Origin of the sequence: Psychrobacter sp. UBA6766 (assembly GCF_002453355.1) — a bacterium.
In the GTDB taxonomy this organism is placed as follows: Bacteria; Pseudomonadota; Gammaproteobacteria; order Pseudomonadales; family Moraxellaceae; genus Psychrobacter.
The window spans coordinates 15,950-28,854 of sequence record NZ_DKGQ01000036.1; the positions used below are offsets into that span (position 1 = coordinate 15,950).

Annotated in this window: 12 protein-coding genes; 4 read left to right on the forward strand and 8 right to left on the reverse strand. The window is 42.4% G+C overall.

Features of this window, described 5'->3' with window-relative positions:
- The first annotated feature begins 49 nt into the window (after positions 1-49).
- Both B4K26_RS07615 and B4K26_RS07620 read left to right on the forward strand, forming a co-directional pair.
- Positions 50-1,636: a DUF2254 domain-containing protein gene (locus B4K26_RS07615; RefSeq protein ID WP_409521385.1), complete on the forward strand. Its 1,587-nt coding sequence runs from the start codon at positions 50-52 to the stop codon at positions 1,634-1,636.
- A gap of 316 nt (positions 1,637-1,952) precedes the next feature.
- Positions 1,953-3,227, forward strand: a complete 1,275-nt coding sequence (locus B4K26_RS07620; RefSeq protein ID WP_296244602.1) for a cation:proton antiporter — start codon at positions 1,953-1,955, stop codon at positions 3,225-3,227.
- Between the two features lie 81 nt (positions 3,228-3,308).
- Here the strand turns inward: B4K26_RS07620 and B4K26_RS07625 are convergent, their stop codons facing one another.
- The 3 genes from B4K26_RS07625 to B4K26_RS07635 are packed head-to-tail and all read right to left on the reverse strand — an operon-like array spanning position 3,309 to position 6,204.
- Positions 3,309-3,866, reverse strand: coding sequence for a DUF2127 domain-containing protein (locus tag B4K26_RS07625; RefSeq protein ID WP_296244603.1), 558 nt, complete (start codon positions 3,864-3,866; stop codon positions 3,309-3,311).
- Complete coding sequence (locus tag B4K26_RS07630; RefSeq protein ID WP_409521383.1) at positions 3,859-5,070, reverse strand: dihydroorotase; 1,212 nt, start codon at positions 5,068-5,070, stop codon at positions 3,859-3,861. The genes B4K26_RS07625 and B4K26_RS07630 overlap by 8 nt, the downstream gene beginning before the upstream one ends.
- A gap of 60 nt (positions 5,071-5,130) precedes the next feature.
- Positions 5,131-6,204, reverse strand: coding sequence for an aspartate carbamoyltransferase catalytic subunit (locus B4K26_RS07635; protein ID WP_296244604.1), 1,074 nt, complete (start codon positions 6,202-6,204; stop codon positions 5,131-5,133).
- Between the two features lie 429 nt (positions 6,205-6,633).
- On the opposite strand from B4K26_RS07635, the gene B4K26_RS07640 reads away from it, so the two are divergent.
- Positions 6,634-7,617, forward strand: a complete 984-nt coding sequence (locus B4K26_RS07640) for a class 1 fructose-bisphosphatase (RefSeq protein WP_296244605.1) — start codon at positions 6,634-6,636, stop codon at positions 7,615-7,617.
- Between the two features lie 100 nt (positions 7,618-7,717).
- Positions 7,718-8,512 carry a TrmH family RNA methyltransferase gene (locus tag B4K26_RS07645; RefSeq protein ID WP_296244606.1) on the forward strand — a complete coding sequence of 265 codons (795 nt, stop codon included), beginning with the start codon at positions 7,718-7,720 and terminating at the stop codon, positions 8,510-8,512.
- A 78-nt stretch (positions 8,513-8,590) separates the two neighbouring features.
- On the opposite strand, the gene B4K26_RS07650 is transcribed toward B4K26_RS07645, so the two are convergent.
- The 5 genes from B4K26_RS07650 to B4K26_RS07670 form a co-directional block, all read right to left on the reverse strand.
- Positions 8,591-9,523: an FAD-binding protein gene (locus B4K26_RS07650; RefSeq protein ID WP_296244607.1), complete on the reverse strand. Its 933-nt coding sequence runs from the start codon at positions 9,521-9,523 to the stop codon at positions 8,591-8,593.
- Between the two features lie 147 nt (positions 9,524-9,670).
- Positions 9,671-10,420 carry an electron transfer flavoprotein subunit beta/FixA family protein gene (locus tag B4K26_RS07655; RefSeq protein ID WP_296244608.1) on the reverse strand — a complete coding sequence of 250 codons (750 nt, stop codon included), beginning with the start codon at positions 10,418-10,420 and terminating at the stop codon, positions 9,671-9,673.
- A 516-nt stretch (positions 10,421-10,936) separates the two neighbouring features.
- Entirely contained in the window at positions 10,937-11,494 is a 558-nt protein-coding gene (locus B4K26_RS07660) for a DUF421 domain-containing protein (protein WP_296244609.1), read from the reverse strand.
- A 267-nt stretch (positions 11,495-11,761) separates the two neighbouring features.
- Positions 11,762-11,974, reverse strand: coding sequence for a cold-shock protein (locus B4K26_RS07665; RefSeq protein ID WP_068408416.1), 213 nt, complete (start codon positions 11,972-11,974; stop codon positions 11,762-11,764).
- Positions 11,975-12,316: 342 nt separating this feature from the next.
- On the reverse strand, positions 12,317-12,742 hold the full coding sequence (locus B4K26_RS07670; RefSeq protein WP_296244610.1) for a hypothetical protein: 426 nt from the start codon (positions 12,740-12,742) through the stop codon (positions 12,317-12,319).
- Positions 12,743-12,905 lie beyond the last annotated feature (163 nt).

The window sequence follows — 12,905 nt, forward strand, 5'->3', positions numbered from 1 at the left end:
GGACAAACACCCTAAAAATGGCGGGCTTAAGTCGCTATTGCTCACAATCATGCATAGGTTAAAGCAATTTGCCCAGCTCTGGTCGCTACAGACGCTATTGGATTTACCCGATCGCCTAAAAAATCTGTGGCAGCAGCTCATTGGTTCTTATTGGTTTATTCCCAGCGCTTGTGTGTTAGCAGGTATTCTCCTCGCGCCTATATTGGTCACCATTGACGAGCATTTTGACCGTGAAACGGTTAGAGAGCTAAGTTTTGCTTTTACCGGCGATGATGAGGCTGCCCGCGCTATCATGACCACCATTGCTGGTGCCGTACTCGGTGTCGCTGGTACGACTTTTTCAATTACCATTGCCGTGTTATCAATGGCGTCTTCGCAATTTGGTCCGCGATTGCTGCGTAATTTTTTGACCGATACGCCCAATCAGTTTGTTTTAGGCGCCTTTATTGGCACCTTTAGTTATAGCTTGTTGGTGTTAAAAGCGATTCATAAATATGATGTTGCCTTTGGTGTGCCGCAATTGGCCGTGACCTTTGGCATTATCATGGCGATTATTTGCGCGTTATTATTGGTGTATTTTGTGCAGCATATGGTACATGCGATTCAGGCATCACATGTGATTGAAGGCGCCAGTAATGAGGCGATTAAGAACATTCACTACTGGTATAAAGACCGCTGCGATCTCAAGCATCAACGTGACGTTGAGCACCAAGATATCGAACAATTTCACACTTGGTCTGTCACGCCCATTTATGCGCTAAGCTCGGGGTATTTACAGCAAATTTACCTTAAGTCACTGGTAGCTCTGAGCCAAGATTATGCAGGCGTGGTGCAAATAAAGACCAATCTTGGTGATTTTGTCACTGATAAGAACGTGATTGGATACTTTTATCAACGTCCAGCCGATCATTCAGACAATCGCCAACAAACCAACACGCCAAATCTCGCTATCGTACCGCGGACGCCTGATGGCATATTTTGGCAACGCTTTGCTGGTTGTATACGCATTGAACAACGCTTGAGCCACTCCGATGATATTGCTTACAGCTTGGGACAAATGACTGAAATCGCCGTTCGTGCCCTATCACCGGGTATTAATGATCCTAAAACAGCGGTGAATTGTGTTCAATCGCTGACTACTTGTTTAAGTATCATGATGCGTTATCAGCCGCCTAGCCCCTATCATTTTTGTACAGCATCGCCAGATAAATCGACGCCAAATAAAGCAGATTCGGATGGCACTGGCACTGTCAAAAATGCGTCAAGCGCCGCCATATTGGCCGTCGTTACTCATGGCCCCAACATATCTGACTTTATTGATGCCTCGCTTGGTGAGATACGTCGCTATGCGACGGCAGATTTATTGGTATTAAAAGCGCTTTGTCAGGCAATGGTGGATCTCAATTATGCTAAAGTCAACGATGACCAACAGCAGACGCTATTGCACGAGTTAACCCTGATTGAACGCGCAGGACAAGACAATCTAAACTATCAAGAATTGGTTGATGACTTAATTGCTATGTGCCAACAGACAAAGCAGTTGATTATTAATGAAAATGCTCAGCATCAATATTTTTCCTACATCCCTAAGTTTGATGCTCATACTCATCAAGCACGACAAAAGCAGTTAATATAACGTCTAAAGCGAGCCCTACTGCCAAAAATAAGTTTGCCATTCATCACTAGGGCGTGTCCTCATTTTAAAAATGGTGATAAAAATGAGATAAATTGCCGTCAAACAAGGAAAATAGCGCAGATAATATCGAGATATTAGTCAGCTATTTGACGCCGTTTGGCAAGATTTAGCCATTTTTAACCCATTTAGATGACTATCGATTGAATTGAGGACACGCCCTAGCAAGCAAATAAAAAACTCACTAAAATACAATACTATTTAACCCCATAATTTTTAAGCATAGGGCAATTTTTTATCATTATTTGAGACCTTTTTCATGGCCCCTACTAGTAGCCTGAGCATACTTGAAATCAGCGCGATATTTTTATCGATTACCGCTTTACTGACTTATGTAAATCATCGATTTATCGGCTTACCAACGACGATTGGTGTGATGGTCATCTCCATTTTGTTATCTATGGCCGCGATATTTTTAGGCTTTTTAGGTTTTGATAAGTTGATTGATTATGAGGTAAGTTTATTAGAGCAGCTTGATTTTACCGAGGTCTTATTAGACGGCATGCTATCTATGTTGTTATTTGCTGGCGCGTTGCACGTCAATATTAGCGACTTAAAACGTTATAAACTGCCCATTGGTATTCTTGCTTGTCTTGGCACCCTCGTATCAGCGCTGCTGATCGCCGCGGCTCTCTACTTTATGCTACCACTGTTTGGTTTTGGGCTGCCATTTTTGTGGTGCTTATTGTTTGGTGCCTTGATATCGCCGACCGATCCGATTGCTGTGATGGGAATTTTGGCGTCAGCTGGCGCCCCAAAAAGCATTGAAACCGTTATCGCTGGTGAATCCTTATTTAATGATGGCATTGGGGTGGTTATTTTTGTGCTGCTGCTCGGTATTTTATCAAGTGGCGATATTCCAACCGTCAATTATGTTGCTCACACCTTAGCAGTAGAAGCTGGTGGCGGTATTGTCTTTGGTTTGGTGCTTGGGACAATTTTATATTACATGCTCAAAAGCATCGACAGCTACCAAGAAGAAGTGTTATTAACGCTTGCTGGCGTGATAGGTGGTTATGCACTCGCCAGCCATTGGCATTTATCGGGTCCACTTGCCATGGTAATGATGGGATTAATGGTGGGAAATCGCGGGCGAGCGCTGGCTATGAGTGATAAAACGCGCCACTATATTGATCTATTTTGGGAATTAATCGATGAAATTCTTAACGCTATTTTGTTTGTATTAATCGGCCTTGAAGTAGTAATGATTGCTTATTCGAGTCATTTATTTATCGCCGCTGGCTTAACAATTCTTATCGCTTTACTGGCACGCTTTATTGTCGTCGGTATGACCACCAAAACCTTTCATCATCAGCTTGATTTACCAAAAGGGGCTTGGAAGGTGCTGACTTGGGGTGGATTACGTGGCGGGATTTCGGTCGCCTTGGTGTTACAGCTACCAGCAGGCACCGAGCGCGATATTTTATTGGCACTTACTTATGCAGTGGTGATATTTTCTATATTAGTACAAGGTTTGAGCGTTGGTAAAGTGGCCAAAAGCATTCGTTCTAATGAAAAAACAGTAAAGGTATAAATGACTTTAATAAGAAACCCAGCATAAAATTTATTTTCATGATCAGTTTTTTGATGGGTTTTTAAAACTAAGGTTAGGTCATTAAATTAAGCCTTTTCGTTTCATATTGCGATAAACCACAATGACAATAATAATATTTAATAACAAAATGGCAAGTTTAAACCAGTCAAACGGACTGGCAAATAAGTAATAAAGCTCAATCGGAATAAAAATTCCGTAGCCTAATACACCAAACCAATAAGCCCACGTTTGATCTTGCCATAAACCATAGGCTTCAAGGAAGCGCAGACTGGCATAAGCGAAAATTAGTAACAAAAATATTGGCCAATTTTGACTTGCCTGCTGGGCGATGCTTACCGCACTAGCAACTTGCGGTGCCAATAGCTGTCCAAAGGTTTGCTGCCAAGACGCTGTCGCTGTCGTAAGCCAGCGCTCAAGGTCATTATGCCATGACCATAATGCCACTGCCCCTAATAACGCACCGATTCCTTTTACGACTTCGTATATGGCCACCGCCTTAATCGATTCGCTAGAAGTACTAGAACGATTGGGTCTTGTAGGCTGTTGGCTGATTAGATCTGGGTCGTTATCCTTCGATGATGATGGCAAGCGGTCATCCCGTCGGGTCGAATTAGGCAAAGAAAGTCTCCACAACACGGCCTTGCAACTGCTGGTTAAAGAATGGGGTATTTTTACCATTCGATATCATAGATTCTATGGTTACTTGCCACTCTAGATTAGGATCGACCAGTACTGCACCGCCAATATTCTCATATTGCTCGCTAATACCAGCAATTTTTGCTGGATTGAGACAGATTTTATCAACCAGTTGCTCAAGCGTTAATATCTCATCACGTACCAATTGACACGCCAACGCCATAAAAGTATCAAAGTTCGAGATACCGGGCGTGCTCTCGGCGAACGGTGCTTTTTTAGCCGTGCTGTTTAGCGGCTCATGATGGCTGCAAATCGCGTCAATAGTGCCATCTTTTAGGCCGCTACGAATGGCTTGCTGATCCGTATTACTACGTAGCGGCGGTAGCACATAAGCTTGGGCATTAAAGCCTTTTAAATTATCATCGGTTAAATACAGCTGATGCATCGCCACATCACAAGTGACAGGCAGACCTTTATCTTTTGCCCAGCGCATCAACTCAATCGAAGACTTACAAGATAACTGGCTAAAATGCGCTGCGATACCCGTTTCTTCAACCATAAGCAATTGCGTTGATAAGGCGACCGTTTCTGCAATCCAAGGAATCCCCTGCAAACCATGATAGGAGGCAATATAGCCTTCATGCGCGACCCCATCGCCCGACAAGCTTGGCTCGTCAGGATAAAAGAATACTTTCATGCCAAAAGTGGCAGCGTACTCAAGTGTGCGCAGTAACACTAAGTCATTACGAAAAGGTCGACGCGCATTCGAGACCGCGATGCAGCCACCTTTTTTAAGACCAGCAATATTCGATGGACGTTCGCCTTCTAAGCCCGCGGTCAAAGCACCCAAAACATGCAAATAAATGCCACCATCGCTCAGCGCGCGCTCACGTAAGCCTTTTAGCAGCGAGCCGTTTTCTAAAATGGGATTGGTATCGGGTGGAATGACTACATGTAAAAAACCATTGGCACGGGCAGCTCGCCCTTCTGATTGCAAGGTGCCATGTTGCTGTTGTCCCGGTTCACGTAGGCGTGCACACAAATCAACTAAAGGCGGCAGTAGCCACATCTCGCGTTCTGACTCAAGTGCAGCCAGCTTATCGGTGACTGCACTTGGTAGCGCGTCTTTGAATGATTGAGGAAGCTGATTAATTATCGGTGTTTCCGTATTTAGCATAGTAGACATGAGCGTTATTACCGTATCAATAAAATGGAATAAATAAATATAGAACAGCGTGGCAAAGTATTATTGACTCGCAGCTTGATGAGCGCGCTGACCTTCCATTGCCAGCGATAATACGGCCATACGAATCGCGATGCCGTTATTTACCTGCTTTAAAATGACAGATTGGTCGCCATCAGCAACGCTTGAGGCAATCTCAACCCCGCGGTTCATCGGTCCCGGATGCATAACCAGTGCGTCCGGTTTGGCCAGTGCTAGCCGTTCGGGCGTAATCCCATAATGCTTATAATACTCACTCGATGAGGCCAGCAGCGGCGAGCCAATCCGCTCGTTTTGTATTCTTAATCCCATAATGACATCACAGTCAGTCACACATTCATTCATATCTTCATAAACTTGCACGCCAAAACGTTCAATGCCTTTAGGTAACAAGGTGCGCGGCGCACAGACGCGAATATCTTTGACACCTAGGGTTTGTAGCGCACTGATATCTGAGCGCGCGACCCGTGAATGCTTAATATCGCCGATGATAGCTACGGACAATTCTTCAAATGGACGCGGCGCTTCACGGTGAATGGTGAGCATATCGAGCATACCTTGGGTTGGATGAGCATGCCAGCCGTCACCGCCGTTAATAATGGCAATATCTGGCGTGACTTCTGTCGCCATAAAATGCGCCGCGCCTGACGCTGAATGCCTTACCACAAAGATATCCGCTGTCATGGCTTGTAGATTCCAAAGTGTATCGCGCAAGCTCTCGCCTTTTTTGGTACTAGAGCGCTCGATATCGATATTAAGCACATTGGCACCAAGACGTTTTTCTGCGACTTCAAAGGTCGTGCGCGTACGAGTTGACGGTTCAAAAAACAAATTCATCACCGTATAACCGTCAAGCTCAGGGCGATTAATCAGTTGACCATTATCATCAAAAAACGTTTCTGCTTTGGTAATAATCGCCTGCAATTGCGCCTTACTCAAACCCTCCACCCCTAAGAAATGGCGAATACTACCATCGTTATTCAGCTGCGGACGACTGAGCGAGGTGTTGAGTTTTTGATGGATGGTCTCAGGATTGAACTTGGTATAATCAGTTGGCGAAACTGTCTCGGTTGAGCGACTATCGATAGAATTTGACATAATGGCACGTCTTTATTGTTAGGTTATATGATGTGATAATCATTATTTATGCGTTTTACGGTCGTTAAGCACAGAGACAAGGACATTTTGGCGCTTATTTGCTACAATTTAGCGCAATGACAGACAGCCTTCAAAACAGTTTTGTCGTTCTACTGAGCAGTGCACTTAGATTTATAGCGCTCATAGCAGAACTTATTGCAAATACGCTTATTAAAACGATAAATAAATAATCATAGCGATAGTGTAGCTGATTTTGTGGTCAGGACAAAGTTGCCTTGCTGGGTATTTAAAAATTTGCCAAATTTAGGTGGATTAAATGCCATTCAATCGACTCTTAAACCTTCAGGCACTCTTTACCCTCACTCATCTTAGTTTTAAAAATTTTTATTTCAATAATATCCATCTCAATAGCCTTTATCAGGACGCCTTATGACAACCTTAGCCAATTATCTAAACGCTCATGCGAGCAACCCAGCAATTAATGACGTGGTTACCACTGTGACCGATGTCGGTAAAACTATCTCGCAGTTACTAAGAAAAGGAGCATTAGCAGATATTTTAGGAGAGGCAGGCAACCAAAACATCCAAGGTGAAGAGCAGAAAAAACTGGACGTCCTGGCTAACGATTTATTGTTAGAGGCTCTGGCAAAAAACACCCATTGTGCCGGCGTTGCCTCTGAAGAGCTGGACGATGCTACCCCTGCCAATGCTGATGGCAGTTTGTTGGTATTGTTCGATCCGCTTGACGGCTCATCAAATATCGATATTAATATGGCCGTCGGTACTATCTTCTCCATTTTACCGTACCAGCGCCAAGGTCAAATTAGTGAAAATAGCGATTTCTTGCAAGCAGGAAAGCACCAATTAGCAGCTGGTTATTTATTATATGGCACCTCTACGGTACTCGCATTAACCATTGCTGATAATGTCGTGATGTTTAGCCTCGACCCTGATAATAATGATTATGTGCTCATAGAAGAAAATGTCCAGATTGATGCGGATACTAGTGAATACGCTATCAATGCTTCTAATTATCGCTATTGGCAAGCGCCCATGCAGCAATATATCGATGAGTTGATTGCTGGCAAGACCGGCGTACGTGGTCGTGACTTTAACACGCGCTGGGTTGCTGCCATGGTCGGTGATGTGCATCGCATTTTATGTCGCGGTGGTTTATTCACTTATCCATTTGACACCAAAGATGCTAATAAAGCGGGAAAATTGCGCTTAATGTATGAAGCCAATCCGATGAGTTTATTGGTTGAGCGCGCGGGCGGCGCTGCTACTGATGCGGTGCAGCGTATTTTGGATATAGAACCAACCGATATCCATCAACGTGTTCCTGTGGTACTTGGTAGCAGAAATGAAGTTGATTACGTTAAAAACCTGCATTTAAAACACGCTGCTAAATAAATTAACCGCACCCCATTTGATAATAATCGGCGTATAACGGTATAAACAATCGACTTTACGCTGATTATTCAAACTCTTTATATTTTTTAAGCGATCCATTATGGTAGCAAATCCCACCGAGCTGATTACCTCAGATAAGAACACCAGTATCAAGTTGGTCAAAGGTTTATTGACGCAAGCGCGCCAACGCAAAAAACAGGCCCAAACGGTCGTTGAGGGCGTGCATTTAATCGATGCCGCTCTGCGTAGCGATTACCCATTTGTTCAAATATTGCTTTCTGAATCAGCGCACCATCACTCTGAAGTTCAGCAACTATTGACGCGCTTGCCAACTTATACGCCTATTTTAACTTTATCGGATTCCCTGTATGAAAGTATTCGCAGTTTAGGAACTGGTATCGATATCATGGCACTGATTAATATCCCAACGCCTAGCCTAACAACCATCAATGATGATTGCTTGATTCTTAATGACGTCCAAGACAGCGGCAATGTGGGCACTCTTTTACGCACGGCTGCTGCAGTTGGTATCAAAAACATACTTTGCACCAGTGGCACAGCACAAGCTTGGTCACCAAAAACACTAAGAGCAGGAATGGGAGCACAGTTCGCCCTCAGCATTTATGAAGGGTTAAGCGTACAAGATATTTTAGATAATGTGCAAACGCCGCTATTTGCCACCAGCTCGCATACCGATACCGTTATTTATCAACATGACTTAAAAAAGCCAATTGCTTGGATTATGGGGCATGAAGGCCAAGGCGTTTGCGATGAGCTGATGCAATGCGCGACCCCTATTGCTCTGCCGCAGCCGAATGGTCAAGAAAGCCTGAATGTCGCTATCGCAGGGTCATTATGCTTGTATGAGACGTTGCGTCAAAGAAATTATGCTTAGAGTCATTCAGATAAAGCATAAAAAACCCGCTATTTTATAGCGGGCTTTTTTACTTCTGATTCATCAAGTAAGTAATAATTAGATCTTGCTAGTCAATTCAGGCAATGCTTCAAATAAATCCGCTTCTAAGAAGTAATCAGCAACGCTAGCGATTGGAGATTCTGGGTCATTATTGATAGCAACGATGACTTTAGAGTCCTTCATACCCGCTAAATGCTGAATCGCACCTGAGATACCAGCTGCGATATACAGGTCTGGTGCAACAATTTTACCCGTTTGACCGACCTGCATATCGTTTGGTACATAACCTGCATCAACAGCGGCACGTGACGCGCCAACCGCAGCACCAAGCTTATCCGCTAGTGGTTCGATGTATTTAGTGAAGTTTTCACCGTTTGCTAGCGCACGACCACCAGAAACCACGATACTTGCTGAGGTCAATTCAGGACGGTCAGACTTTGCCATCTCTTCATTCACAAAGCTTGATTTACCCAAATCTTGGACATTATCAAGGGTTTCAACAGACGCTGAACCGCCTTCGCTGGCTACTGGATCAAAAGCAGTGGTACGAACTGTTAGTACCACTTTATCTTCTGACGTTTTAACGGTTGCCGTGGCGTTACCAGCATAGATAGGACGCTCGAAGGTGTTTGCATCTACCACAGCAGAGACTTCTGACAACATGCTAACGTCAAGTAAAGCGGCAACGCGTGGCATAAAGTTTTTACCAGTGGTGGTAGCAGCGGCGATGATATGACTATAATCACCAGCGATATCAGCAACCAATAGGGCAATATTACCTGCTAATTGATGCTCATAAGCTGCGTTATCAGCTAACAGTACTTTTGTCACACCTTCTGCTTTAGCGGCGGCATCAGCTGCTGCTTGCGCACCGCTACCAGCAACCAATACGTGAACATCATCACCTATTTGCTTAGCAGCAGCGATAGTGTTTAGGGTTGCCTTTTTTAGACTGGCATTGTCATGTTCTGCATATACCAAAATTGCCATTGTTTTTATCCTTTATTTATTCGTATCATCTATTCATGCAGTTGTTGGTGTACAAAGTTATTTAAGAGTCCAGTTTAAATGTTAAACCTTTTAATTATCATAACTTTGCACAAGATATGCCGTAGCAAAATACTCAATACTAAAGTATTAGATTACTTTTGCTTCATTTTTTAGCTTATCGACCAACTCGTCAACTGAACCTACCTTGATGCCCGCTTTACGCTCAGAAGGCGGCACGACTTTGATAATTTCTTGCTTAGAAGCCATATCAACACCAAAATCGGCAGGGGTTTTTTCATCAAGTGGCTTTTTCTTCGCTTTCATGATATTTGGTAATTTAGCATAACGTGGCTCATTTAAGCGTAAGTCGGTAGTGATAACTGCTGGTAGCTCAAGCGCTAGTGTTTGCAAACCACCGTCGATTTCACGTGTGACATTTACTTTGTCGCCTTCAACTTTTACTTCTGACGCGAAAGTACCCTGACCGATACCCATCAATGCCGCGAGCATCTGACCGGTTTGGTTGTTATCGTCATCAATTGCTTGTTTACCCAATAAGATAATATCTGTAGACTCAGATTCAGCGATGCTTTTAAGTATTTTAGCCACTTGTAATGGATAAGGTTTTTCATCAGACACCACTAAAACACCACGGTCAGCACCCAATGCTAAAGCTGCACGAATCTGCTCTTGTGATTCTTTTGGACCGATTGAGGCAACAATCACTTCATCAATCACGCCCGCTTCTTTTAAACGAACCGCTTCTTCAACGGCGATTTCATCAAAAGGATTGATTGACATTTTAGTGTTAGATAAATCCACGCCCGAATTATCAGCTTTTACACGAACTTTTACGTTGTAATCAATGACACGCTTGACCGCTACTAATGCTTTCATACGTTCCTCGTTTATTAATGTTATGAATTAAAACTACCAATTAAGAACCAAAGGTTCATTTTTTTCAAACTGTTGTGAAAATTGTCGTTCAAAATACTACTAAAGGTTATTACCACATTAACATAGATTTAAAACAGCCACTCATAAGCCACTGACCAAAAGTGTATCGGCACAATGTCCATTATTCGCTACTTGTGATTTACTACTAGTATTTACTCAAATTGCTATTTACTAAAAATAGAAATTTAAAAGAAAACCATTAAATCCTGTTAAAGCTAAGCCAACCGTTATTATCAGACCCATCTATCTTGCGTGAGCACAGGAATAAGGTCAAGACAACGCCGTGAATAATGCGTCATAAATTTGTCACCATTGTTGCAAAAACTGTCTATAAGCGCTTAAATAGTAGATTGATCTGATCAAAAGCTTTAACCTTTATAGCATCTTCAATCTTCTAATGACCGACTGTTTTGTTATTATTTCTCAAGCGAGCTTTTTTACCCTCAGGGTGTGTCATCAGACTGCTTTTGAGGAATGAACTAGTAAGTGACTGTCACGAATGTCGTCAAACAGCGACCAGTCAGGCGCGGTATTATCCTGCTTAATGACGCTCATATCGCCGGTCGTTTCCATAATAACGGCGAATACTTCGCTCTTTGATTTCAATCCATTCTTACGCAATACTTCCTGAACATCGCTTTTGGTCAGATTGGCTTCTTTTAAATTATCGCAAAAATACTCTCCATGCGCCATTAATATGATTGCTTGATTATCAATGATCGATTTTAAAGGCTTAAATTTACGCCTAATAAGAGATATAGTACCTTGAATAAGAAATAAAACCGCAACGGCGACTAAGCCTTGCGACAAAGATGGGTTGTCAGATAAGATGGTTGACGCCAGTATGCTGCCGATAGCGACGGTCATTGCAAAATCATAGCTTGAAAGCTTGGAAAAACTGCGCAATCCCATAACCCGAGTGAATAGAATAAGCGCTAAATACAACCCAAACGCCGTTATAGAAATGCCGACTACTTGCTGCCATTCAATCGCAAACCAAGATTTCCAGTCCATAGGCTAGCCTTTTTTATTGAGTTTTAGTAAATAAATACGTTATTAAAATAAGAGCTCTTCTGCTTAAACTTAATGATAACCACACATTGTCTGCCCTGTTTCTCAGCAAAAAAATTTCATAAAAAAAGCAACCTGATGAATGGTTGCTTTTTTTTAAAGTCTAAACAGTATTTTTATTGTTTTAACAAACAAAGGAATCAATACTTATCGATCATCTTTTAGTATCAAGTAAACTGATAAATCAGCCTTACTCAATAATCATTAAGATTAGATAGCTTCGATTTGCTCAGCTTGTGGGCCTTTTTTGCCATCACCTAAGATGAAAGACACTTTTTGGCCTTCGGCTAGAGTTTTGAAACCGTTACCTTGGATAGCGCTGTAGTGAGCGAATACGTCTTGTCCGCCATTGTCTTGAGCGATAAAACCAAAACCTTTAGCTTCATTAAACCACTTTACAGTGCCTTCAACTTTCTCTGACATAAATTTTCCTAACTCTTTAACGGTTGGTGAGACGTCTGTCATCACCGATTGATTGTTATATACTCAAGTATTTTTTGCTAAATGCTTTGGCCTAAACCCTTGATATATCTACAAGATAACCGACGAGTTCTTACCTAAAATCCTATGAGTACAAGCTGATTATAACAGCTTTTCCCAACTGCAACAGGTTAAATTACTTTTTTTTGTAAACAATTACTGCTTACGGTAAATTTTAACTCGAGAGTAGACGTTTTAACTTAAGTATTTGATTATTATCAGTATTTAATAATTAACGAATAATAGCTGATTTCAATTACTCATTATATAAGTAATAAAACATACTTATATCGGTAGCGGCAACCACGGTGATAATAAAACCAGTAAACACAGCGCAAAAAATATCAAGGAAAATGATTGGCTATAAGCAATGTACTTAGCTGGAACGACCAAGTCTTTTGGCGAGTCTGGTATGCCTTTGCGCTTGAGCAATCGGGTGCCATATATCCAGCCGTATATTGTATAAATACTATAAGCCACCGGGACGGCAATCGCTAGTGGCGCCAAGTCAATAACGTATAAGGCAAGAGTAGAGACAAAAAACCAAGCAGTATCCAGTAAAGAGCTGACTCGAAAAAACTTGGATTGGGGCAGCTTACCTTCGCTGCGCTTGAGCATCTCACCTTCTATCCATATCAATACTGCTACCACAGCGCTCAGAGTAATGTAGATAAATTGCGGCGTTAACCAGTTAGGACTTGATATTTGCACAACAGACAACCTGTAATCAAAAAAAAATAAGGATAAGAACCAAGCGCTCAGATAATTTATCAGCGTTTGGTTTTAGTATTTTTTAAATAAATAAGCAAGTCTGCTTATATGAGGCAGGGGTAGTGAGTTTTCAACCAGTAGCAAGCGATTACTGTGGCAACTT